The 23,057-nt window shown below is 55.5% G+C and carries 19 protein-coding genes and 1 CRISPR repeat array (1 of these 20 running past the window's edge); of the genes, 7 read left to right on the top strand and 12 right to left on the bottom strand.

Annotated features, from left to right (window positions below; all coding sequences use genetic code 11):
- Positions 1-33: 33 nt before the first annotated feature.
- The 4 genes from A6013_RS03535 to poxB form a co-directional block, all read right to left on the bottom strand.
- The gene (locus tag A6013_RS03535; protein WP_028012536.1) at positions 34-1,047 is read right to left on the bottom strand and encodes an NAD(P)-dependent oxidoreductase; all 1,014 of its coding nucleotides are present in this window, start codon (positions 1,045-1,047) and stop codon (positions 34-36) included.
- A 91-nt stretch (positions 1,048-1,138) separates the two neighbouring features.
- The gene (locus tag A6013_RS03530; protein WP_045261794.1) at positions 1,139-2,575 is read right to left on the bottom strand and encodes an SDR family oxidoreductase; all 1,437 of its coding nucleotides are present in this window, start codon (positions 2,573-2,575) and stop codon (positions 1,139-1,141) included.
- Between the two features lie 10 nt (positions 2,576-2,585).
- Positions 2,586-3,587: a low-specificity L-threonine aldolase gene (ltaE, locus tag A6013_RS03525; protein WP_069732564.1), complete on the bottom strand. Its 1,002-nt coding sequence runs from the start codon at positions 3,585-3,587 to the stop codon at positions 2,586-2,588.
- A 37-nt stretch (positions 3,588-3,624) separates the two neighbouring features.
- Positions 3,625-5,343, bottom strand: a complete 1,719-nt coding sequence (poxB, locus tag A6013_RS03520; RefSeq protein ID WP_041910648.1) for a ubiquinone-dependent pyruvate dehydrogenase — start codon at positions 5,341-5,343, stop codon at positions 3,625-3,627.
- Between the two features lie 151 nt (positions 5,344-5,494).
- On the opposite strand from poxB, the gene A6013_RS03515 reads away from it, so the two are divergent.
- Positions 5,495-5,929, top strand: a complete 435-nt coding sequence (locus A6013_RS03515) for a DoxX family protein (RefSeq protein WP_047368196.1) — start codon at positions 5,495-5,497, stop codon at positions 5,927-5,929.
- Between the two features lie 395 nt (positions 5,930-6,324).
- On the opposite strand, the gene hcr is transcribed toward A6013_RS03515, so the two are convergent.
- From hcr to aqpZ, 4 genes are all read right to left on the bottom strand, one after another.
- Positions 6,325-7,293 (bottom strand): NADH oxidoreductase, encoded by a 969-nt coding sequence (hcr, locus tag A6013_RS03510; protein ID WP_069732563.1) that lies wholly within the window; start codon positions 7,291-7,293, stop codon positions 6,325-6,327.
- 10 nt (positions 7,294-7,303) lie between these two features.
- Positions 7,304-8,956 (bottom strand): hydroxylamine reductase, encoded by a 1,653-nt coding sequence (hcp, locus tag A6013_RS03505; protein ID WP_041910645.1) that lies wholly within the window; start codon positions 8,954-8,956, stop codon positions 7,304-7,306.
- Positions 8,957-9,100: 144 nt separating this feature from the next.
- Entirely contained in the window at positions 9,101-10,000 is a 900-nt protein-coding gene (locus tag A6013_RS03500) for a lysine exporter LysO family protein (protein ID WP_069732562.1), read from the bottom strand.
- A 176-nt stretch (positions 10,001-10,176) separates the two neighbouring features.
- Positions 10,177-10,872 (bottom strand): aquaporin Z, encoded by a 696-nt coding sequence (aqpZ, locus tag A6013_RS03495; protein ID WP_028012545.1) that lies wholly within the window; start codon positions 10,870-10,872, stop codon positions 10,177-10,179.
- 291 nt (positions 10,873-11,163) lie between these two features.
- Between aqpZ and A6013_RS03490 the strand changes: the two genes are divergently transcribed.
- Positions 11,164-12,822 carry an ATP-dependent endonuclease gene (locus A6013_RS03490; RefSeq protein ID WP_069732561.1) on the top strand — a complete coding sequence of 553 codons (1,659 nt, stop codon included), beginning with the start codon at positions 11,164-11,166 and terminating at the stop codon, positions 12,820-12,822.
- Here the strand turns inward: A6013_RS03490 and A6013_RS03485 are convergent.
- Positions 12,819-13,775: a VirK/YbjX family protein gene (locus A6013_RS03485; RefSeq protein WP_045630014.1), complete on the bottom strand. Its 957-nt coding sequence runs from the start codon at positions 13,773-13,775 to the stop codon at positions 12,819-12,821. The two genes, A6013_RS03490 and A6013_RS03485, sit on opposite strands and share 4 nt — an antisense overlap.
- 159 nt (positions 13,776-13,934) lie before the next feature.
- Here A6013_RS03485 and macA point away from each other — a divergent pair, with 159 nt between their 5' ends.
- Complete coding sequence (gene macA / locus A6013_RS03480; protein WP_041910641.1) at positions 13,935-15,050, top strand: macrolide transporter subunit MacA; 1,116 nt, start codon at positions 13,935-13,937, stop codon at positions 15,048-15,050.
- Positions 15,047-16,987: a macrolide ABC transporter ATP-binding protein/permease MacB gene (macB, locus tag A6013_RS03475; protein WP_045630015.1), complete on the top strand. Its 1,941-nt coding sequence runs from the start codon at positions 15,047-15,049 to the stop codon at positions 16,985-16,987. Before macA ends, macB begins: the two co-directional genes overlap by 4 nt.
- A 70-nt stretch (positions 16,988-17,057) precedes the next feature.
- Here the strand turns inward: macB and cspD are convergent, their stop codons facing one another.
- Positions 17,058-17,279 carry a cold shock-like protein CspD gene (gene cspD, locus A6013_RS03470; RefSeq protein ID WP_006809408.1) on the bottom strand — a complete coding sequence of 74 codons (222 nt, stop codon included), beginning with the start codon at positions 17,277-17,279 and terminating at the stop codon, positions 17,058-17,060.
- 267 nt (positions 17,280-17,546) lie between these two features.
- On the opposite strand from cspD, the gene clpS reads away from it, so the two are divergent.
- Positions 17,547-17,867, top strand: a complete 321-nt coding sequence (gene clpS / locus A6013_RS03465; protein ID WP_006174393.1) for an ATP-dependent Clp protease adapter ClpS — start codon at positions 17,547-17,549, stop codon at positions 17,865-17,867.
- 27 nt (positions 17,868-17,894) lie between these two features.
- Positions 17,895-20,174 (top strand): ATP-dependent Clp protease ATP-binding subunit ClpA, encoded by a 2,280-nt coding sequence (gene clpA, locus A6013_RS03460; protein ID WP_028012550.1) that lies wholly within the window; start codon positions 17,895-17,897, stop codon positions 20,172-20,174.
- A 103-nt stretch (positions 20,175-20,277) separates the two neighbouring features.
- Here the strand turns inward: clpA and A6013_RS03455 are convergent, their stop codons facing one another.
- Complete coding sequence (locus A6013_RS03455) at positions 20,278-20,757, bottom strand: type VI secretion system tube protein TssD (RefSeq protein WP_069732560.1); 480 nt, start codon at positions 20,755-20,757, stop codon at positions 20,278-20,280.
- Positions 20,758-20,990: 233 nt separating this feature from the next.
- Complete coding sequence (locus tag A6013_RS03445; protein WP_069732558.1) at positions 20,991-21,692, bottom strand: hypothetical protein; 702 nt, start codon at positions 21,690-21,692, stop codon at positions 20,991-20,993.
- Between the two features lie 640 nt (positions 21,693-22,332).
- Between A6013_RS03445 and A6013_RS03440 the strand changes: the two genes are divergently transcribed.
- On the top strand, positions 22,333-22,773 hold the full coding sequence (locus tag A6013_RS03440) for a hypothetical protein (protein WP_069732557.1): 441 nt from the start codon (positions 22,333-22,335) through the stop codon (positions 22,771-22,773).
- A 177-nt stretch (positions 22,774-22,950) separates the two neighbouring features.
- Positions 22,951-23,057: a CRISPR direct-repeat array (repeat unit 27 nt; unit sequence TTCACTGCCGTACAGGCAGCTTAGAAA); it runs 823 nt beyond the window's last position.

Raw genomic sequence — 23,057 nt, 5'->3', positions numbered from 1 at the left:
CCGGTAAGGCGAAGCCGCCACCGGGCAAAAAGGCTAGCGGTGCAACTTCCCGTGATCCCGTAACCACGCCGCCGTGCGCACAATGCCTTCATCCAGCGTCACAATCGGCTTATACCCCAGCTCAGTCTCCGCGCGCGTGATATCCAGCGTAAAATCAAAGTTAAGCTTCGATACGCCGTAGTGCGTCAGCGCGGGCTCTTTGGCGGATTTACTGCCAAAACGCTCCATGCTGCGGGCGATCATGTCCAGCATCGGGTAGGGCACGGAACGGATACGGCAGTCGATCTGCAGTTCATCAATCAGCCGCTGCACAATGCTGCGCAACGTGCACGGTTCACCGTTGGTGATGTTATAGGCGCGACCTGAGATAAGCTTATCGCAGTCCGGCTGGCTTGCCAGCCACATGGCGTGGACGGCATTTTCGTAATAGGTCATGTCCACCAGCGCATCGCCGCCGCGCGGCAGCAGCACGCTGCCGTAGTGGTGCATCATCTGCGCCAGACGCGGAATAAACACTTTGTCGTGCGGTCCGAAGAGGCTTTGCGGGCGCAGGACGGTAAAACGGGTATGCGGGTTTGACTGCGCCAGCAGGTCGATCACCTCTTCGCTGGCCGCCTTGCTGCGGGCAAACTCGCAGGCAAAGCGAGCAGGGCGGAAGTCTTCCTGCACGTCGCGATGGTGGTGATAATCAAAATAGAGCGACGGGGAGGAGATATGGATAAAGTTACGCACGCCCCAGGCGACGGCCCATTCGCCCAGACGACGCGTGGCGCGCACGTTGGCGAGATCGAAGGCTTCCTGGGTTCCCCACGGGGAGGTAAAACTGGAGCAGTGCCACAGCGTGTCGATACCGGCGAGCATCACCTTCGCCTGCGAGGAGACCAGCTCCGTCAGGTCGGCATGGACGAACTCCGCGCCCATTTTTTGCAGCAGTTTCCCCATCGCTTCGTTGCGACCGGTGGCCCTGACGCTGATGCCCTTGTTGCGCAGAAATTCGACCGCATTTCGGCCTAAGCCGCTGGTCGCCCCGGTAACCAGTACCTTCATATCAATCCACTGTGTTGAAAAGAATTTCGTGCGCATTCTTTCGTGAATTACGATGTGTTGCAATGGGAAAGGTGAAAGAAAGAGGGTTTTATTAACTTATTTTCGTCTTTTGTTCTGCCAGTTGCGCAATGCGTTTTGCCATACCCCGGAAGATAAACAGATGGGCGGGGATCATAAACAGCCAGTAGAACAGACCCGGCATCCCGTGTGGGTGCCACCAGGCGCGAACGTCCAGTTCCCGATGGTCGCCTTTGTCCTTGAGCGTAAAGCAGAGCCGCCCCAGCCCCGGCGCCTTCATGCCGAACAGTAGCGCCAGCTGTTTTTCCGGCTCGACGACGATCACCTTCCAGCTGTCGACCGCATCGCCTGGCTTAAGATACGGATGCGCCGGGCGGCCTTTCGCCAGCCGGTGACCGACCAGCAGATCCATCGCACCGCGCGTCTGCCAGAGGATATTGCCGAAGAAATAGCGCTCTTTGCCGCCGATCTGGTTCACCACCTCCCACAGCGCGTGAAGGCTGGCAGAGGTTTTTACCGTGCAGCCCGCCTGTTTCGGGTAATAGCCGTACTCAGGGCGCCAGCGGGCAAAGGCCTGCGCGTCGTAGCCCCAGTCGCTGGAGTTCACCAGCTTCTCTTCTTCTTTCAGCGTATGGCGCACTGCGTCGTCAAAGCGGATCAACGCCTGGGGGATCAATGCGCGCAGCGCGCGATCGTCCGCCAGCAGATCGTGCTTTAGCCCCTGGATCAATGCTTTGGCGGTCGTTGGCGGCACGGAGGTGATGACATTCAAAAACCACACTGAAATCCAGCGGGTCGGGAAGGGGATGGGGATGAGCCAGCGGCGGCGTCCGCTGACGCGCATGAAATGTTCGAACTGCTCCTGATAGCTCAGCACTTCCGGGCCTGCCGCCTCCAGCACGCGGTGTTGCTCTGCCGGGTGATCCAGCAGGGCCACCAGATAGTGGAGCAAATTCTCCAGCGCAATCGGCGTGGTGCGCGAGCGCACCCAGCGCGGCGGGGTCAGCACCGGCAGGTTGTAGACCATATCGCGCATTACTTCGAAGGCCGCGGAACCCGCGCCGACGATGATCCCGGCGCGCAGTTCGGTGACGGGAATATTCGCCCCGCGCAGCGTGTCTGCCGTCAGCTGGCGGGCGCGCAGATGGTCGGACTGCTCGTGTTCGGGTGCCTGGAGCGAGCTTAAAAAAATCACCTGCTTCACCGGTGTTTGCAGCAGGGCATCGCGGACGTTCATCGCCACCTGACGCTCGTGGGCGATAAAATCCCCGCCTTCACCCATGCTGTGGACCAGGTAGTAAAGCGTGTCGACCCCTTCCAGCAGCGCGGGGAGTTCCTTCGGCCAGTTGAGATCGACGTTGTGACAGGTCACGCCAGGCAAACCAAGCTTTTGCAGGCGCTCGGTATTGCGTGCCGCTGCCCGCACCTGATGCCCCTGCTGGCTTAATGCAGTGGTGAGGTGCTGACCGATATATCCGCTGGCGCCAAGCACCAGAATACGTTGCGGCACGTGATGCTCCTTAACGCTGTAAAAACGCCTGCCAGTGTTTCACCACGTCCGCCAGCTGTTCGCGGCTCACGTCGAGATGCATCACCAGGCGCACGACCGGGGAGGCGTTGATCAGCACACCACGCGCTTTCATAAACTCACCCAGCGCAGCGGCGTGCTCATCGCCCACGCGCACAAAAAGCATGTTGGTGTCGTGACGCATCACGTCCGCGCCGATCTCGCGCAACTGCGTTGCCATCCACGCGGCGTTGTCATGATCGTCCTTGAGGCGCGCCACGTTATTTTTTAATGCGTACAGTCCGGCAGCCGCCAGAATGCCCGCCTGACGCATGCCGCCGCCGGTCATTTTACGCCAGCGGTTGGCGCGCTTGATGTAGTCTGCGCTGCCGACCAGCAGCGAACCCACCGGCGTACCCAGCCCTTTTGAGAGGCAAATGGTGAACGAGTCGCAATATTGCGTTATCTCTTTCAGCTCGCAGCCGTACTCCACCACGGCATTGAAAATGCGTGCGCCATCGACGTGCAGGCCGAGCCTGCGCTCGCGAGTGAATTCCCACGCTGCTTTCAGGTATTCGCGCGGCAGCACTTTACCGTTGTGGGTGTTTTCGAGGCTGAGCAGCCTGGTGCGGGCGAAGTGAATATCGTCAGCTTTGATTTTTGCCGCGACTTTATCCAGCGGCAGGGAGCCGTCCGACGCGGCGTCAATCGGCTGCGGCTGGATGCTGCCAAGCACCGCCGCACCGCCAGCTTCGTACAGGTAGTTATGCGCACCCTGGCCGACGATATACTCTTCGCCGCGCTCGCAGTGGCTGAGCAGCGCCACCAGGTTAGCCTGCGTGCCGGTCGGCAGGAACAGCGCGGCCTCCTTGCCGCTCAGCTCTGCCGCAAAGCGCTGCAGTTCGTTGACCGTCGGGTCATCGCCGTAGACGTCGTCCCCGACCGGGGCGGCCATCATCTCTTCGAGCATGGCGCGGCTCGGGCGGGTAACGGTATCACTACGCAAATCAATCATTTCACATCCCTTTATTTAAGAGGTCATGCGAAACGTTTTACCTGAGCCAGTTGGTTTTTGCCAGTTCGATCACTTCGTCACCGCGCCCGCTGATGATGGCGCGCAGCATGTAGAGGCTAAAACCTTTGGCCTGTTCCAGCTTGATCTGCGGCGGGATCGCCAGCTCTTCTTTGGCGACGACGACGTCAACCAGTACCGGACCGTCGATGGAGAAGGCGCGCTGCAGGGCTTCATCCACCTCGGAGGCTTTCTCCACGCGGATGCCGGTGATGCCGCAGGCCTCGGCGATGCGGGCAAAGTTGGTGTCGTGCAGCTCGGTGCCATCCGTGAGATAGCCTCCGGCCTTCATCTCCATCGCCACGAAGCCCAGCACGCTGTTGTTAAAGACCACGATTTTCAGCGGGAGCTTCATCTGCACCACCGACAGGAAATCGCCCATCAGCATGCTGAACCCGCCGTCGCCGCACATCGCCACGACCTGACGCTCCGGTGCCGTCGCTTTTGCGCCCAGCGCCTGCGGCATGGCGTTGGCCATCGAACCGTGGTTGAACGAGCCGAGCAGGCGGCGTTTGCCGTTCATTTTCAGGTAGCGTGCCGCCCAGACGGTTGGCGTGCCCACGTCGCAGGTGAAGATGGCATCGTCGTCCGCAAAATGGCTGATCTGCTGCGCCAGATACTGCGGGTGAATGGCTTTGTCGCTCGGTTTGGCGAGGTCGTCGAGCCCCTTGCGCGCGTCGCGATAGTCGCTCAACGCTTTATCGAGGAACTTGCGGTCGGTTTTCTCTTCCAGCAGCGGCAGCAGGGCGGCAAGGGTGGATTTGATGTCGCCCACCAGCGCCATATCGACCTTGCTGTGCGCGCCGATGCTGGCCGGGTTGATATCAATCTGAATGATTTTGGCATCCGTCGGGTAGAACGCGCGGTACGGGAACTGGGTGCCAAGCAGGATCAACGTGTCGGCGTTCATCATGGTGTGGAAGCCGGAAGAAAAACCGATCAGCCCGGTCATGCCCACATCGTACGGGTTATCGTATTCGACGTGCTCTTTGCCGCGCAGGGCGTGGACGATGGGCGCTTTGAGCTTACCGGCAAATTCCAGCAGCTCTTTATGCGCGCCCGCACAGCCGCTGCCGCACATCAGGGCGATATTGCTGGAGTAGCGCAGCAGCTGCGCCAGCTTTTTCAGCTCCTCTTCGGCTGGCGTTACCACCGGCTGCGGAGCGTGATACCAGTGGGTGCTGGCCCCTTCAGGTGCAGCCTTGAGCGCCACGTCTCCCGGGATAACGACCACGGAAACGCCACGGTTTAGTACGGCTTTGCGCATGGCGATCGCCAGCACCTGCGGGATCTGCTCCGGGGATGAAACCAGCTCACAGTAGTGGCTGCATTCACGGAACAGCTCCTGCGGATGCGTCTCCTGAAAATAGCCGCTGCCGATTTCGGAAGAGGGGATATGGGCGGCAATCGCCAGCACCGGCACGTGGTTACGGTGGCAGTCGAACAGGCCGTTGATCAGATGCAGGTTGCCGGGCCCGCACGAGCCTGCACACACGGCCAGTTCTCCTGTGAGCTGCGCTTCGGCACCGGCCGCGAAGGCAGCGACCTCCTCATGACGGGTCGGCATCCATTCGATGGTTTTCATCTTGTTCAGGCTGTCGCTGAGCCCGTTCAGGGAATCGCCGGTCACGCCCCAGATACGTTTTACGCCAGCCTGTTCGAGCGTTTTCGCTATATATGCAGCCACGGTTTGTTTCATGGTTGTCCGTCTCCTTTTTGTGATATCGCTTACAAGCTTAGAAGAAAGTCACTGTATTGCCCGTCAAATCCCCCCATTTAAAAGGTGCTTTTCACGCGCCACGCTTCGGCATAATCTGGTGATGCCTCAGTGAAAACAGGAATCATTTCAAATGGTTAAATCATTGTTAATTGCTGTTAATGAAAAGCTATCGTACGACGATCTCGGCAAACTCTTGTTACGACTTGCCGTCGGTGGGCTGATGCTTTTTCACGGTTTACATAAGCTGTTTGGTGGCGTGGGATTTATCAGCGGCATGCTGGTAGAGAAAGGGCTGCCGGGATTTATTGCCTACGGCGTGTTGATTGGCGAAGTGGTGGCACCGATCCTGATTATTGTCGGGCTCTTTACGCGCCCGGCCGCGCTGGTGCTGGCGTTTACGATGATCGTGGCATGGCTGATGGTGGGAGTGGGTGAAACGTTCGCGCTCGATAAGGTTGGGGCATGGGCGATTGAAAGCCTGGTGTACTTCTTTGTTGGCTCGCTGGCGGTAGCGTGTTTAGGGGCAGGGCGGTTTGCGTTAGGGAAAGCGCCTGCGTGGCAATAAAGCTGGGTACTGAAAATATAAGGGTCTCTGGACCCTTTTTTATTGGTGGTTTTTAAGTCTTTGATTTTATTAAACGGAATTATTTGTGATGAAAAAAGGGTTTAAAGGGTATTTTTTAGGGGAATTCTTTATCTGACAAGGTGATAGGTGTAGATTGTTCCGTTCACTGCCGTACAGGCAGCTTAGAAACGCTTCAACGTCTCAGCAAAGCCCGCCGTGATGTTCACTGCCGTACAGGCAGCTTAGAAATCTGCGGCCATCTTCAGATACTGATCGGGGGATTTCACCGCCGAACAGGCAGCATGCACAACGTAGGCCGGGTAAACGCAGTGCCACCCGGCAAAAAAGCCCGGTAGCGCTAGTGCTTACCGGGCCTACGATCGAACGTTTATTGCTTATGCGAGGACCAGATCCCCCTGCGGGTGGCACGAGCACGCCAGCACGTAACCTTCGGCAATTTCCGCGTCGGACAGCGTCATGGTGCTGGTGACGGTATATTCCCCGGAAACCACTTTCGTTTTACAGCAGCCGCACACGCCCGCACGGCAGGCCGCGACTACCGGCACCTTGTTGCTTTCCAGCGCTTCCAGCAGCGTGGTGCCCACGCGGCCAAAGAAGGTCTGTGCGGGCTGCAGTTTGGTGAACTGAATCCCGCTGGTTGCCGCTTCCGCCACCGGCGTGAAGAACCGCTCTTTGAAGAAGCGGGTCACGCCAAGCGCTCTAACTTCTTTCTCCACGATATCCATGTACGGCGCCGGGCCGCAGGTCATCACGGTACGGTTCGCAATGTCCGGCACGCTTTGCAGCAGCTCGCGGCTCAGGCGACCGGGCACAAAACCGTGGGTCGCGTTGTGTTCCGCCACCAGCGTCACCGGATAGTCACGCCACTCCTCGGCAAAAATCACATCTTCCGGAGAGCGCACGCTGAAGATTGTCTGCACGTCGGCCTGCGGGCGGTTCTTCGCCAGCCAGCGGCGCATCGACATGATCGGCGTTACGCCGCAGCCCGCCGCCAGCAGCAGGAATTTATCGTCTGCCTTGTCGTCACAGGTGAAATCCCCCTGCGCGTCAGACAGCCAGATGTAATCCCCGCGCTTCACGTCACGGGTCAGCCACTGGGAGCCTGCGCCGTCATCAATGCGGCGGATAGTGAGCGTAATGTACTCGCTCACGCCCGGCGTGGAGGAGATCGTATAGGCGCGAAGCGTGTCCGCCGAGTTGCGAACGCTGACCAGCGCATACTGGCCCGCACGGTACGGATAGTAGTCGTGGCAGAGCAGCGACAGCGTCCACACATCCGGCGTCTCCTGATGGATGTGATGAACCTGCATCCGCCACGGACATTGTGAGGTTGGCATGGTCATGAATCGCTCCTTACGCGCTCAGCAGTTGTTTCATATCATCTTCAACGTTGGTCACGGAACGCAGACCGAATTTCTCGTTCAGCACCGCCAGCAGGTCCGGCGTCAGGAAGCCTGGCGCCGTCGGGCCGGTCACGATGTTGGTTACGCCCAAAGAGAGCAGGGTGAGCAGGATGACAATCGCTTTCTGCTCAAACCAGGAGAGCACCAGGGACAGGGGCAGGTCGTTGACGCCGCAGCCGAGTTTTTCCGCCAGCGTGACCGCCAGAATGATGGCCGAGTAAGCATCGTTGCACTGGCCTGCATCAATCAGGCGCGGCAGGCCTTCGATGTTGCCGAAGTCCAGCTTGTTGAAACGGTATTTACCGCACGCCAGGGTCAGGATCAGGCAATCATCCGGCACGCTGGTGGCGAAATCGGTGAAGTAGTTACGCTCGCCGCGCGCGCCGTCGCATCCCCCAACGAGGAAGATGTGGCGCAGCTTTTCACGGCTGACGAGGTCAATCAGTGAATCTGCCGCACCCAGCAGCGTTTCGCGACCGAAGCCAACGGTGATCAGATGTTCGATTTCGCTGTACGGGAAGCCCGCCATCTGCTGCGCCTGCTCGATAACCGGACCGAAATCGTCGCCTTCAAGGTGGCTCACGCCCGGCCAGCCGACGATGCTGCGGGTCCAGATGCGGTCGTCATACGCGCCCACGGTAGGGTCGATGATGCAGTTGGAGGTCATCACGATAGGGCCAGGGAAGCGGGCGAACTCTACCTGCTGATTCTGCCAGCCGCTGCCGTAGTTACCCACCAGATGCTTGAACTTGCGCAGTTCCGGGTAGCCGTGGGCGGGCAGCATTTCGCCGTGGGTATAGACGTTAACGCCGGTGCCTTCGGTCTGCTTCAGCAGGTTGTAGAGATCTTTCAGGTCGTGGCCGGAAATCAGGATGCATTTGCCTTCGGTCGCTTTGACGTTGACCTGCGTCGGGGTCGGATGACCGTAGGTGCTGGTTTCACCGGCATCCAGAATGCTCATGACCCTGAAGTTCATCTGGCCGATTTCCATTGCGCACTCGAGCAGGGCGTTCATGTCGGAAGGCCAGGTGCCGAGCCACGCCATAATTTTGTGGTACTGAGCGTAAATGTCGTTATCTGACTTCCCGAGAACGTGCGCGTGTTCCATATAGGCCGCTGCACCTTTCAGGCCGTACAGGCACAGCAGACGCAGGCCGAGGATGTTCTCGCCAATCGCCGCTTTGTCCTTATTAGGGGTAAATTCTGCGGCCTGGCGCTGTAGCTCGCCCAGGTCGTCGCTCACCAGCTGAAGCTCCGCCATTGGGTTGTCCACGCGGGCACTGGTATCGGCATTCAGGCACTGCGCTTTCAAAGCTTCGCGCAGGGCAATCGCTTCGCGGGCATAGCCGACGATGCGAGGAGAATCGAAGTTGACGTTAGTCAGCGTGGAGAAAAACGCGCGCGGCGCGAAGCTGTCGACGTAATGGTCGACGATGCCGTATTCACGGGCTTTGAAGGCCCAGGCGGAAAGACCATGCAGGGCGGCTATCAGCAGATCCTGCAGGTCTGATGTTTCTGCGGTTTTACCGCACATACCCTGCGCGTAAGAGCAGCCGTTGCCTGCCGGGGTACGGATGGTTTGTTCACATTGCACACAAAACATAATCACACCTGTAAAAGTTATATTTAATATACATGTTTAAGGGTATGCCTGTGCCAGAACGGTGAAAAGAGCTTTCTGCGACAAAATAGAGGGAGATTGATTTAGCGCAATTTTGGCGGCAGGAGCCCTACCGCCACAGAGGTATCAGGCAGAGAAAAACGCCATCAGGACGGGAACCAGCAGGCTCAAAATAAAGCCGTGAACGATGGCTGCGGGCACCATTTCCAGCCCGCCAGAACGCTGGAGGACCGGCAGGGTAAAGTCCATCGACGTGGCGCCGCACAGGCCCAGTGCCGTCGAGCGGCTGCGGCGAACCAGACCCGGGATCAGCATGATGGCAATCAGCTCTCGAGCCAGATCGTTAAAAAAGGCGGCGCTGCCGATCACCGGGCCGAAGGATTCGGTCAGCAGAATACCGGAGAGGGAGTACCAGCCAAACCCGGAGGCCATCGCCAGGCCGGTTTTCAGCGGCAGATCGAGAATAAAGGCATTAATCACGGCCGCGACCATTGAGCTGACGACAACCATAACGGCAACGATCATTCCCCGACGGTTCAGGACAATCTGTTTCAGCGTCATACCGTTATTTCGCAGCTGAATACCAATCAGGAACAGCAGGAAGATCAGGGTATATTCGCTGGCGTCCGTCGCGTGCTGCAAAAATGTCCATCCGGTAAGGCCCAGAAGAAATCCAAGCACCACGACGCCGCAGAGCTTTAATGATTCCAGCGCCATTGCAATTCGGGAGGGAAGCTTTTCCTGGTGGTGATTATTTTTCCACGGAATAGTGCGTTCCAGCCACAGCAGGGCGGCAATATTGCACAGCAAAATAACCACCACGGTGACCGCAGAATAATGCAGGATGGAAAGTAAATTTGTCGCCAGATTATCCAGGAAGGCCAGGCTGATCCCCATAAAGAACAGAATGACGTAAACAATCCAGCTGAGAAAACGGTTAATAAGCTTTAAGGCCGATTCATGACGCAGCGGAATAAGATAGCCCACAATCAGGGGCAGCAGAATAATGAGGAGTCCTGAAAACATGAACAGCCGGTCCTTTTGAGTTTCTGTTAAGCGCCAGAGACACTACCCAATAAAGGCTGCTCAGTAAAGCGGCAAAGAAAGCCGGGCGGCGGCTACGCCTTACCCGGCCGACAAAGTGCACACTCACGTAGGTCGGGTAAGCGTTAGCGCCACCCGACATTACAGGCCGCAATTAATTAATCGCGTTTTTCCAGCAGAGTGCGGTACAGCACGCCGCCCAGAATACCGCCGACAATCGGCATCACCCAGAACAGCCACAGCTGCTCAAGCGCCCAGCCGCCCTGGAAAATGGCGACGGCGGTGCTGCGCGCCGGGTTAACGGAGGTGTTGGTCACCGGAATGGAGATCAGGTGGATCAGCGTCAGCGCCAGACCAATGGCGATGGGCGCGAAGCCTGCAGGCGCGTGTTTGTCGGTTGCACCGTGGATCACCAGCAGGAAGCCTGCGGTCAGTACAATTTCAATTACAATGGCAGAAAGCATGGAATAACCGCCCGGAGAGTGTTCGCCAAAGCCGTTAGAGGCGAAGCCGCTGGCCGCCGCGTCAAAGCCTGCTTTACCGCTGGCAATGACGTACAGCACGCCCGCCGCAATAATACCACCAACCACCTGCGCCACGATGTAGCCAATAACCTCTTTCGCCGGGAAACGCCCGCCCGCCCATAAGCCTAATGTCACCGCCGGGTTAAAATGACCGCCGGAAATATGCCCCACGGCGAAAGCCATGGTTAATACGGTTAAGCCAAATGCCAGCGCGACGCCGACAAAACCAATACCTAATTCCGGGAATGCTGCTGCCAGAACGGCGCTACCGCAGCCACCAAATACCAGCCAGAATGTACCAAAGCATTCTGCTGCCAATTTTCTAAACATAACCACCTCAAAATAATTTTCCACGCGTTTTCCCGCGCGCGGGATATATCGCCATAAAGGGATGACGACTCAAAGAGCCCGTATTTTAAAAACCAACAACATCCCTTCGCCACTTAAATAAATTCGGTTAATTTGATTTAAGGCAATGTGATGTTAATCCTTGTTCAAATCAGCGGTAAATAGAGCATAGTTCAAATCCCGCAAGGGTGAATGTTCTGCTGTCGTGCCAGGGTTCCTGCCGCTATACTGCTGATAACTTAAAGGAAAAAGTGATCATTTCGCGGGGGATTTATGCTTCTCGAACGTGTGGAAATTGTCGGGTTTCGCGGTATTAACCGCCTGTCGCTGCAGCTGGAGCAGAACAACGTCCTGATCGGCGAGAACGCGTGGGGTAAGTCCAGCCTGCTTGATGCACTAACGCTGCTGCTTTCACCCGAAGACAAGCTGTATCACTTCGTCCACGATGATTTCTGGTTCCCGCCCGGCGATATCGCGGGCCGCGAGAAGCACCTGCATATCATCCTGACGTTCCGTGAATCTGAACCCGGCCGTCACCGCGTGCGTCGCTTCCGCCCGCTGTCGCCCTGCTGGGTGCCCTGCGACGACGGTTTCCACCGGATTTTCTATCGGCTGGAAGGTGAGATGGCGGAAAACGAGGGGGTACTGACCCTGCGTGAATTCCTCGATGAGAAAGCCAACCCGATTCCGCTGGAGAATATCGACGATCTGGCGCGTCACCTTATCCGCCTGACGCCGGTGTTACGCCTGCGCGATGCGCGCTTTATGCGCCGTATTCGTAACGGCACCGTACCGAATATGCCGGAGGTGGAAGTCACCGCCCGCGAGCTGGATTTCCTGGCGCGAGAGCTGGTGTCGCGTCCGCAAAACCTCACCGATGGTCAAATTCGTCAGGGGCTGTCGGCGATGGTGCAACTGCTGGAGCACTATTTTTCCGAGCAGGGCACCTCGGAGTCGCGCCATCGTTTGATGCGCCGCCGTTCTCATGATGAACAGCGCAGCTGGCGCTATCTCGACATCATCAACCGGATGATCGACCGGCCCGGCGGGCGTACCCATCGGGTGATTTTGCTGGGGCTGTTTTCAACGCTTCTGCAGGCGAAGGGCACCGTGCGTCTTGACCGGGATGCCCGCCCGCTGCTGCTGGTGGAAGATCCGGAAACGCGCCTGCACCCCATCATGCTCTCCGTGGCGTGGCACCTGCTGAATCTGCTGCCGCTCCAGCGGATTACCACCACCAACTCCGGTGAGCTGCTATCGCTGACGCCGGTGGAGCACATCTGCCGTCTGGTGCGCGAGTCCTCCCGCGTATCCGCGTACCGCCTCGGGCCCGGCGGGATGAACGCCGAAGACGGGCGGCGAATCGCGTTTCATATACGCTTTAATCGCGCCTCGTCGCTCTTCGCCCGCTGCTGGCTGCTGGTGGAGGGGGAAACGGAGACCTGGGTCATCAACGAACTGGCGCGCCAGTGCGGCCACCATTTTGATGCCGAAGGTATTAAGGTGATCGAATTTGCCCAGTCGGGATTAAAACCGCTGATAAAATTTGCCCGCCGAATGGGAATTGAATGGCATGTGCTGGTGGACGGCGACGAAGCGGGGAAAAAATATGCCTCAACCGTGCGCAGCCTGCTGAACAACGAGCGGGAAGAAGAACGGGACCATTTAACGATGCTGTCCGCGATGGACATGGAGCATTTTATGTACCGTCAGGGCTTTGACGATGTATTCCACCGCATTGCGATGGTGCCGGTCGACGTCCCGATGAACATGCGGCGCGTGATCGCCAAAGCTATTCACCGTTCGTCGAAACCGGACTTAGCCATTGAAGTGGCGACGGAAGCGGGAAGGCGGGGCGTAGAGGCGGTTCCGACCCTGCTGCGGAAAATGTTCTCCCGCGTGCTGTGGCTGGCACGCGGAAGGGCGGATTAACGTTCGGTCGCCTGTTTCACCTGCTGAATCAGGCTATCCAGCAGCGCGTAGCGGCGACGGTATTCGGCGCGTTTTTTGCTCGCGATCTCTTCTACGGGTTTACGCGGCATGGCAAGCGGCAGCATAAAGTGGCCGCTCTCCTGTTTTTCCCCACCGAGGGAACTCCAGAAGCCGTCGTAATCGGCCAGCAGTTTTCCCTCTTTTTTCTTGCGGTAGCGCCAGCTGCGATAAATATGGGTGGCATTACTGACGGCAACAATCTGCGCGACCGGGAATGCGGCGCCGAACGTCATGGCGGCTTCAACCAGCAGGCGTTTCGGGAACAGACCGTGGCAGGCCTTCGTCGCTTTCTGGATCAGCTCATGAGGAACATGCGCTTTCGCGCCCTGCAAACCGCCGATGAACAGCGTCGATTTTCCTTCAAACTGGCAGAGCGTAAAGGTTAGCTCCGCCAGCACCGTATTCTGAACGTCGCAGAAGGTGAGGGTGGCCTCTCCCTCTTTATCCAGAAACGCATCGGCACACAGGCGGACGGTAAATTGCTGTTCATCTTTCCCGGTTAAGGTCAGCAGCGTAGTCCCCTGCGTCGAAAGATAGCCCTTCAGTAGCGTGGCCGGGAGCTGGCGGCTCATGGCCTGATAGTGCCAGTTCAGGGATTCCAGCGCGTGCTGGCGATCCATCTTCACCGTCAGCCAGGGACGATGAAGCCGACACGGCAAACCGGGCTGCACCTGCAGCATCTGCATCAAACGCGGCTGCTTAGCGAGGTTTGTTAACAGGCGAGAGGTGCTCACGGGCGTCGCCAGAGAACGCAGCATGAACTTACGGCGATAGGCGGGGTTCTGCCATGCAAGGCCGGGCGCGATCTTGCCGAACGCCAGATTTTTGAAGAGCTGCCAGCCGGATGTCGGCTGCGTCAGGTTTGGAAGAGGTGTATCGACGATAGAAGACATGATAAATCCTGAGTCTTTTGGAATACCTCTATTTCAGCAGGGGAAATATCAACGTCTTGTAAACAAATTAGGGTGATTTCGGAGAACAGGGGTTTCGTTAAGGAGTCGTTTAGATAGAATCAACGTTTATTATTGCCAGAACATTTATTTGGAATATTTATGAACCTCAAGGGAAAACGCAGAACGCTGTTTCTGCTGCTGGCGCTGGTGATTGTCGCCGGTGGATTCTGGTTATGGCAGGTGCTTAACGCGCCTGTGCCGCAGTACCAGACGCTGATCGTTCGTCCGGGTGAACTGCAGCAAAATGTCCTTGCGACGGGCAAACTTGATGCGCTGCGCAAAGTTGACGTCGGCGCTCAGGTCAGCGGCCAGCTGAAAACGCTGTCGGTAGAGATTGGCGACAAGGTGAAAAAAGGCCAGCTGCTTGGCGTTATCGATCCCGAGCAGGCTGAGAACCAGATCCGCGAAGTGGAAGCGACGCTGATGGAGCTGCGCGCGCAGCGTGCGCAGGCGCAGGCAGAGCGTAACCTGGCGCAGGTGACGCTGACCCGCCAGCAGGCGCTGGCGAAAACCCAGGCTATCTCGAAACAGGATTTAGACACCGCCGCGACTGAACTGGCGGTGAAACAGGCGCAGATTGGCACGATCGACGCGCAAATCAAGCGTAATCAGGCCTCGCTGGATACGGCGAAAACCAATCTTGATTACACAAAGATCGTCGCGCCGATGGCCGGGGAAGTGACGCAAATTACCACGCTGCAGGGCCAGACGGTGATTGCCGCCCAGCAGGCGCCAAACATTCTGACGCTGGCGGACATGAGCACCATGCTGGTGAAGGCCCAGGTCTCCGAGGCGGACGTGATCCATCTTAAGCCGGGGCAGAATGCCTGGTTTACCGTACTAGGCGATCCGCAGACCCGCTACGAAGGCGTGCTGAAAGACATTCTGCCGACGCCGGAAAAGGTTAACGACGCCATTTTCTACTATGCGCGTTTTGAAGTGCCAAACCCGAAGGGCGTGCTGCGCCTGGACATGACCGCGCAGGTGCACATCCAGCTGACCGGCGTGAAGAACGTGCTGACCGTTCCGCTCTCCGCGCTGGGTGAATCCGCCGGGGACAATCGCTACAAGGTGAAAGTGCTGCGCAACGGTGAAACGCGCGAGCGCGAGGTGGTGATTGGCGCGCGCAACGACACCGACGTGGTGGTGGAGAAAGGGCTGGAAGAGGGCGAGGAGGTTGTTGTCAGCGAAAGCCTGCCCGGAGCCGCTAAATGACCGCGCTGCTTGAGCTGAAGGACATTCGCCGCAGCTATCCGTCCGGCGACGGCCCGGTGGAGGTGCTGAAAGGCATCTCCCTGAGCGTGGAGGCGGGCGAGATGGTGGCGATTGTCGGGGCATCGGGCTCCGGTAAATCGACGTTGATGAACATTCTCGGCTGTCTGGATAAACCCACCAGCGGTACCTATCGCGTGGCCGGAACCGATATCTCCACGCTGGACGGCGACGCGCTGGCGAAGCTGCGCCGGGAACACTTTGGCTTTATCTTCCAGCGTTACCACTTGCTCTCTCACCTGAGCGCGGCGCAGAACGTGGAGGTTCCCGCGGTGTATGCGGGCGTTGAGCGGAAGAAACGCCTTGAGCGCGCGAAGGCGCTGTTAACGCGTCTGGGGCTGGCGGAGCGGGTGGAGTACCAGCCGTCGCAGTTGTCCGGCGGCCAGCAGCAGCGCGTGAGTATTGCCCGCGCGCTGATGAACGGCGGGCAGGTGATCCTCGCGGATGAACCGACCGGGGCGCTCGACAGCCACTCCGGCGAAGAGGTGATGGCGATCCTGCACCAGCTGCGCGATCAGGGCCACACGGTGATTATCGTTACCCACGATCCGCAGGTAGCGGCGCAGGCCGAACGCATTATAGAGATCCACGACGGCGAGCTGGTGAGCAACCCGCCGCCGCGTGAGTCCCGCGCGGCGGCACCGAAGGAAGCGCTGCCTGCGTCGACCGGCTGGGCGCAGTTCTCCAGCGGCTTTCGTGAAGCGCTGACCATGGCCTGGCTGGCGATGGCGGCCAACAAAATGCGCACCTTGCTGACCATGCTAGGCATCATTATCGGTATTGCCTCGGTGGTGTCGATTGTGGTGGTGGGCGACGCGGCCAAGCAGCTGGTGCTGGCGGATATCCGCGCCATCGGGACCAACACCATTGACGTTTATCCCGGCAAAGACTTCGGCGACGACGAGCCGCAGTATCAGCAGGCGCTCAAGTATGACGATCTGGCGGCGATTCAGAAGCAGCCGTGGGTGAACTCCGCCACGCCTGCGGTCTCGCAAAACCTGCGTCTGCGCTACGGCAACATCGACGTAGCGGCCAGCGCCAACGGCGTGAGCGGCGACTACTTCAACGTCTACGGCATGACCTTCAGCGAAGGGGCCACTTTCAACGCCGAGCAGCTGGCGGGGAGGGCGCAGGTGGTGGTGCTGGACGCCAACTCGCGCAGGCAGCTTTTCCCCAATAAAGCGAACGTGGTGGGCGAAGTGATCCTCGTCGGCAACATGCCTGCCACGGTCATTGGCGTGGCGGAAGAGAAGCAGTCGATGTTCGGCAGCAGCAAAATCCTGCGCGTCTGGCTGCCGTATACCACCATCTCCGGGCGGATTATGGGCCAGTCGTGGCTTAACTCCATCACCGTGCGCGTGAAGGAGGGCTACGACAGCGCGCTGGCGGAACAGCAGCTGGAACGGCTGTTAACGTTGCGCCACGGGAAGAAGGATTTCTTCACCTGGAATATGGACGGCCTCTTGAAAACGGCGGAAAAGACCACACGTACTCTTCAGCTGTTCCTGACGCTGGTGGCGGTGATCTCGCTGGTCGTTGGCGGTATCGGGGTGATGAATATCATGCTGGTGTCGGTAACTGAACGCACCCGGGAGATTGGCATCCGCATGGCGGTCGGGGCCAGGGCCAGCGACGTGCTGCAGCAGTTTTTAATTGAAGCGGTGCTGGTATGCCTGGTGGGCGGCGCGATGGGCATTGCGCTCTCGATGATGATTGCCTTTGCGCTCCAGCTCTTTTTACCCGGCTGGGAGATTGGCTTCTCGCCGATGGCGATACTCACCGCGTTTTTGTGTTCCACCTTTACCGGGATTTTGTTTGGCTGGCTGCCTGCGCGCAACGCGGCGCGGCTGGATCCGGTGGACGCGCTGGCTCGGGAATAACCCGAAAATAAAAATGCCAGCCGATCGGGCTGGCATTTTGACTGCGTGATGTACACAATAAAACAGAGAGCTATGCAACCGTTTCTGCTTCAACGGGTACGATTAGGCTTGCATGATTGCCTTTTGGTCCCTGGTGTACATCGAACCGGACGGACTGCCCGGCTTTGAGCGTCCTGTAACCATCCATCTGAATGGTGGAATAGTGAGCGAAGATATCTTCGCCGCCGCCTTCGGGGCAGATGAAGCCAAACCCCTTGGCGTTGTTGAACCACTTAACAGTACCCATTTCCATGCTTCGACATCCTTCGTAAATCTTATAAATTAAGATGGAATGAACCGGTGGTGGAGTGGGGGCTGTTCAAAACCTCGCCATCTCACGCTTGTACAATTTAGATAAACGAAAGACGTCGTCAAGCGTTTGGCGCTGGAGTTGGGACAATAATCAACCAAATTTTGAAGCAGTTAACGCTATTGCAACAGTTTGTGACAGACATCGCGGATGACAGTAATAGATGATTGTTATCTAACATCTGAGGTAGATTCAAAGTGGTTATGCAAAATGGGTAAGACCAACGACTGGCTGGATTTTGACCAGCTGGCGGAAGATAAAGTGCGCGACGCGCTAAAACCGCCATCTATGTATAAAGTTATGTTAATGAACGATGATTACACGCCGATGGAATTTGTTATTGACGTGCTACAAAAGTTCTTTTCTTATGATGTAGAACGTGCAACGCAACTGATGCTTACCGTTCATTATCGTGGCAAAGCTATCTGCGGCATTTTTACCGCCGAAGTGGCGGAAACCAAAGTGGCGATGGTGAACGACTATGCGAGGGAGAACGAGCATCCGTTGCTGTGTACGCTGGAAAAGGCCTGATAAGGCATAAAATTGGGGGAGGTGCCTATGCTCAATCAAGAACTGGAACTCAGTTTAAACATGGCTTTCGCCAGAGCGCGTGAGCACCGACATGAGTTTATGACCGTCGAGCATTTACTGCTCGCACTGCTTAGCAACCCATCTGCCCGCGAAGCGCTGGAAGCCTGCTCCGTGGATCTGGTGGCGCTACGTCAGGAACTCGAAGCCTTCATCGAACAAACCACACCGGTGCTGCCAGCCAGTGAAGAAGAGCGCGACACGCAGCCGACGCTCAGCTTCCAGCGCGTGCTGCAGCGCGCGGTATTCCACGTCCAGTCTTCCGGACGTAGCGAAGTGACTGGCGCAAACGTCTTAGTCGCCATCTTCAGCGAGCAGGAGTCACAGGCTGCCTATCTGCTGCGCAAACACGAAGTCAGCCGCCTCGACGTGGTTAACTTTATTTCTCACGGAACGCGCAAAGACGAGCCTAACCAGGCATCGGATTCCAGCAATCAGGTCAATAACAATGAAGAGCAAGCAGGCGGGGAGGATCGTATGGAAAACTTCACCACCAACCTTAATCAGCTTGCTCGCGTTGGCGGCATCGACCCGCTGATTGGCCGCGATAAAGAGCTGGAGCGCGCGATTCAGGTGCTGTGCCGTCGCCGCAAGAACAACCCGCTGCTGGTGGGCGAGTCAGGCGTGGGTAAAACGGCGATTGCCGAAGGTCTTGCCTGGCGCATTGTGCAGGGCGACGTGCCGGAAGTGATTGCCGACTGCACCATCTACTCGCTGGATATTGGCTCGCTGCTGGCGGGCACTAAATACCGCGGTGATTTTGAAAAACGCTTCAAGGCGCTGTTAAAACAGCTGGAGCAGGACACCAACAGCATCCTGTTTATCGATGAGATCCACACCATCATCGGCGCAGGTGCGGCTTCCGGTGGCCAGGTGGATGCGGCAAACCTGATCAAACCGCTGCTTTCAAGCGGCAAGATCCGCGTGATGGGCTCCACGACGTACCAGGAGTTCAGTAACATTTTTGAGAAAGATCGCGCGCTGGCGCGTCGTTTCCAGAAAATCGACGTCACCGAGCCGTCGGTTGACGAAACGGTACAGATCATCAACGGCCTGAAAACCAAGTACGAAGCGCACCACGACGTGCGTTACACCGCGAAAGCGGTGCGTGCGGCGGTGGAGCTGGCGGTGAAATACATCAACGACCGTCACCTGCCGGATAAGGCGATTGACGTGATTGATGAGGCCGGGGCGCGTGCGCGCCTGATGCCGGCCAGCAAGCGTAAGAAAACCGTTAACGTGGCGGATATTGAGTCCGTGGTCGCCCGCATCGCGCGTATTCCTGAGAAGAGCGTTTCTCAGAGCGATCGCGATACGCTGCGCACGCTCGGCAATCGCCTGAAAATGCTGGTCTTTGGTCAGGATAAAGCCATTGAGGCCTTAACCGAAGCGATCAAGATGGCCCGTGCTGGCCTGGGGCATGACCACAAGCCCGTTGGTTCCTTCCTGTTTGCCGGCCCGACCGGCGTGGGGAAAACCGAGGTGACGGTTCAGCTCTCCAAAGCGCTGGGCATTGAGCTGCTGCGCTTTGATATGTCCGAGTATATGGAGCGTCACACCGTCAGCCGTTTGATTGGTGCACCTCCGGGCTACGTCGGCTTTGACCAGGGCGGCCTGCTCACCGACGCGGTGATCAAGCATCCGCACGCGGTACTGCTGCTCGATGAAATCGAGAAAGCGCACCCGGACGTGTTCAACATCCTGTTACAGGTGATGGACAACGGGACGCTGACCGATAACAACGGGCGCAAGGCGGACTTCCGCAACGTGGTGCTGGTGATGACCACTAACGCCGGGGTGCGTGAAACCGAGCGCAAATCTATCGGCCTGATCCACCAGGATAACAGCACCGATGCGATGGAGGAGATCAAGAAGATCTTCACGCCGGAGTTCCGTAACCGTCTGGACAACATTATCTGGTTCGATCACCTGTCTACCGAAGTGATCCATCAGGTGGTGGATAAGTTCATCGTCGAGCTGCAGGTTCAGCTGGATCAAAAAGGCGTCTCGCTGGAAGTGAGCCAGGAGGCCCGCAACTGGCTGGCCGAGAAAGGCTACGACCGCGCGATGGGGGCCCGTCCGATGGCGCGCGTGATTCAGGATAACCTGAAGAAACCGCTCGCGAACGAGCTGCTGTTTGGCTCGCTGGTAGACGGCGGTCAGGTGACCGTGGCGCTGGACCAGGCGAAGAACGAACTGACGTACGATTTCCAGAGTGCGGCGAAGCACAAGCCGGAAGCGGCTCACTGAGTTGTAAGGTAAAAGCAAAACGGCAACTTCGGTTGCCGTTTTTGTGTTTGCAAGTAAAGAGACGTATGGGCATATCAGAAAAAGGACTCTTTGGAGTCCTTTTTTATGCTACTGCTCTTTCATTCCATGAGTCTTTGAACATTATGTTCCCATCACAGTAAATCCATTCTATAGATTCATAACGAATTTCAATTTCTTCCATATGCTTACTTGCAACGCCCATTGGAAATAAAATGGGGGAAATCCTTGTAATTTTTACGTTCTCCATCTTTATATTAAAGTATTCTACTTCTATTCCTGCTTCATTAATCCTGTACATTTTTATTAAAGCAGTTTTAAGTGTTCTACCCTGACATACCGCCCTGAATAAATAGGGAGTGAGGCGATCTATCTCTTTTTCAAATGTAATTGGAACATGTAGGCGCGTACCAGTAAGTTTTCCAGTGTTATAATCTGTAGGGATCCATACAGAATGATTGAACGATTTAAGTTCTGTCGAACCCAATCGTGTAGGCATTAAGCACTCCCCCATTATAGGTGAGTTATTTTCATCGGTAAGCCACATATATGCTGGTATAGACATTTATTTTTTTCCTTTATAAAAAAGTACTAATGAAAATATAGTCACTACTATAGAGACGATAATTATAAATGAAACCTTGTTATTATTTACTAGAGCCGAAACGAAAATGGAGATCATTATAATAAAAAAAATAATCCCCCAACCTATAAGATCATTAATGCAATCACCTTTAATACTGGTAAATAAACGCTTAACACAACGCCAAAGAAATTCATTTATCAAATTAAACATTATCACATCATTCTCTTTAATGCTTGGGTAATTTCCTCATTCGAGGCTAAGCTAATATTCAGATATCCTGCTTTCAGGATAATCGGTTCGATCAAGAAATACAGCATTTCTAATCCCTCTCTATATAAAGCATTATAAAATAATGGACAATAATATTTTAGATTATTTGCACTTTCAGCAGCATGTTGAACAATGCCATAAATATTTGCGCCTCCCACCACCCATCCGACTCTGCTACCAATTTTTTTCATTAATGCATCTTGTACTACTAAACTCATCTTATTCCCGTAGCATATATAAGATGTCACAGTATATATTAAACCATTTTTTGAAATGTATTTTATAGAGTAGTGTGTTGTAAAGGGTGTTAATTTCTCAAGGATTGATTTTTTTTCTACATCACTCTTATTTTTTAGAAGTGTTTCAATGTATATTTTTATCATCCGGAATATAACATCCCGATGCTTTATCAGTTCATACAGAGAAAACAAAAATCTTTTATCCTCAGATATTAGTTTATTACACACATCTTGATAATTGTCTGTAAGACAAGAAGTATAATAAAGTAATCGTGTTACGCCATCCTCCAGACCATTTAAATAATCTACGACCCCCTCTTTAACTCCAGCTAACGCTTTATCTAATCGCACTGCTAGCTCTTTATCGGTTCCAATTTTCCTAATGATTTCTTCGCTGTAATACATAATATATTCCTTTAGTTTAATGCGTTTATCTTCTTATACGAAAACATTTGATCAAGTGATCATGCTCTCACTTTTGTTAAATAGGAAAAAGATTACTCTTTATCATCTTGATGGATGAATGGACTTAAATAATTAATGTGGTGAATATAAAACTGGATTATCAGTTGTTTATTATTTTGATTGGCTTATTTTCCGATTTCAAAGTGCGTCCGGAGAAGTTATCACGCATTCCAACCCGTCCTGCACCTCTCTCACTTAAATTACATTATTATTTGTTCTTTTTGGACGTCCTTTGTTGTAGGAGAGGGGGGAGAGCATGTGGCTGCAGAGGAATTTTGCGAGGCGCTTTCCAGTTTCTTTCGAAGTCAGTTGCTGGATAAATACACAGTAATAAAATGGCGGCGCACCTGCAAAATCAGGTGCCGGGATTGGCGTCCTGAAAGTGTGTGAGCAGCAGTAATGCTGCAGGCTTCGTTCGCCCTAAGGAAAAGGGTATAATTCTGCATCTGGCGGGCGAATCGGAAGCTTCTTTTGAAGCGCCAGTAGCACACACACTGGTACGCCAATTCCTTTTCGTCCGCCGCCAGCAAATTGGCGTTTCCTGCGGTGGTAAATTCAAAGTGTGTGAAGGAATTACCCAATGAATACAGAAAACAACCTCGTCCATTTCTACAGCGAGCTCTCCCTCAACCCCGATCTCCCAACCCTTGCCCAGCGCTGCAAACTGCTCACCGAAATCCTGCTCGACTGCAAATCACTCCCCCAAACGCAGCCCGTATGCCGTTGCCTCGGGGCTTATCTGGAAGAAGTTAAAACCGGCCTCACGGAATCCATGCGTGATTTTCAAGTGGTGGAATTTGAGGACGAAGCGGAACAACCGCGACAAAAAGAGTGGCTGCTGGAAGATACCGAAACGAAATGTGACTACTGCCGGGCGTTGAATCATGTGCTGCTGGTGTCGCATTTTGACCGCGACATGCTGCCGCATCTTACAGGACTGCTCCATGACATTACGCATTCTATGGCCGCAGATGTTGTTGCGCCTCAACGTGAAGAAACGGTAATTCACATTATTTCCTAAGTGCAATCCAGGGCGTCGGGGGCGTTATTCTGACGCCATTGGTTTATACCCTTTTTTCTGATGCTTACGTAACATATTGATTTATATAGTGCGGATTTACGTTCCAGAAAAAAGGGTTTTAGGCGTAAAAGTTGATTATTTTATTTGCTAACAATAAGATGGCGTTGTTTCCTTTCAGTTCACTGCCGTACAGGCAGCTTAGAAACTTAATTGTATAGGGGGAGCTATGAAAACGTTGTTCACTGCCGTACAGGCAGCTTAGAAATATAACTATCAATATACAA

The sequence above is a fragment of the Enterobacter sp. IF2SW-B1 genome, from assembly GCF_001743375.1.
GTDB classification, from domain to species: Bacteria; Pseudomonadota; Gammaproteobacteria; order Enterobacterales; family Enterobacteriaceae; genus Enterobacter; species Enterobacter bugandensis.
The sequence above is the reverse complement of the archived record's forward strand: the minus strand, read 5'-3'. Positions and strand labels throughout refer to the sequence as shown.

What these genes read in the sequence shown, in the direction of transcription:
- A6013_RS03515 (WP_047368196.1), top strand. Translation starts at nt 5,495, where the DNA reads ATGGTTAAATCATTGTTAATTGCTGTTAATGAAAAGCTATCGTACGAC.
- macA (WP_041910641.1), top strand. Translation starts at nt 13,935, where the DNA reads ATGAACCTCAAGGGAAAACGCAGAACGCTGTTTCTGCTGCTGGCGCTG.
- cspD (WP_006809408.1), bottom strand. Translation starts at nt 17,279, where the DNA reads ATGGAAATGGGTACTGTTAAGTGGTTCAACAACGCCAAGGGGTTTGGC.
- macB (WP_045630015.1), top strand. Translation starts at nt 15,047, where the DNA reads ATGACCGCGCTGCTTGAGCTGAAGGACATTCGCCGCAGCTATCCGTCC.
- poxB (WP_041910648.1), bottom strand. Translation starts at nt 5,343, where the DNA reads ATGAAACAAACCGTGGCTGCATATATAGCGAAAACGCTCGAACAGGCT.
- A6013_RS03490 (WP_069732561.1), top strand. Translation starts at nt 11,164, where the DNA reads ATGCTTCTCGAACGTGTGGAAATTGTCGGGTTTCGCGGTATTAACCGC.
- A6013_RS03485 (WP_045630014.1), bottom strand. Translation starts at nt 13,775, where the DNA reads ATGTCTTCTATCGTCGATACACCTCTTCCAAACCTGACGCAGCCGACA.
- hcr (WP_069732563.1), bottom strand. Translation starts at nt 7,293, where the DNA reads ATGACCATGCCAACCTCACAATGTCCGTGGCGGATGCAGGTTCATCAC.
- A6013_RS03535 (WP_028012536.1), bottom strand. Translation starts at nt 1,047, where the DNA reads ATGAAGGTACTGGTTACCGGGGCGACCAGCGGCTTAGGCCGAAATGCG.
- A6013_RS03500 (WP_069732562.1), bottom strand. Translation starts at nt 10,000, where the DNA reads ATGTTTTCAGGACTCCTCATTATTCTGCTGCCCCTGATTGTGGGCTAT.
- A6013_RS03455 (WP_069732560.1), bottom strand. Translation starts at nt 20,757, where the DNA reads ATGTCTATACCAGCATATATGTGGCTTACCGATGAAAATAACTCACCT.
- aqpZ (WP_028012545.1), bottom strand. Translation starts at nt 10,872, where the DNA reads ATGTTTAGAAAATTGGCAGCAGAATGCTTTGGTACATTCTGGCTGGTA.
- A6013_RS03445 (WP_069732558.1), bottom strand. Translation starts at nt 21,692, where the DNA reads ATGTATTACAGCGAAGAAATCATTAGGAAAATTGGAACCGATAAAGAG.
- A6013_RS03440 (WP_069732557.1), top strand. Translation starts at nt 22,333, where the DNA reads ATGAATACAGAAAACAACCTCGTCCATTTCTACAGCGAGCTCTCCCTC.
- clpA (WP_028012550.1), top strand. Translation starts at nt 17,895, where the DNA reads ATGCTCAATCAAGAACTGGAACTCAGTTTAAACATGGCTTTCGCCAGA.
- hcp (WP_041910645.1), bottom strand. Translation starts at nt 8,956, where the DNA reads ATGTTTTGTGTGCAATGTGAACAAACCATCCGTACCCCGGCAGGCAAC.
- ltaE (WP_069732564.1), bottom strand. Translation starts at nt 3,587, where the DNA reads ATGATTGATTTGCGTAGTGATACCGTTACCCGCCCGAGCCGCGCCATG.
- clpS (WP_006174393.1), top strand. Translation starts at nt 17,547, where the DNA reads ATGGGTAAGACCAACGACTGGCTGGATTTTGACCAGCTGGCGGAAGAT.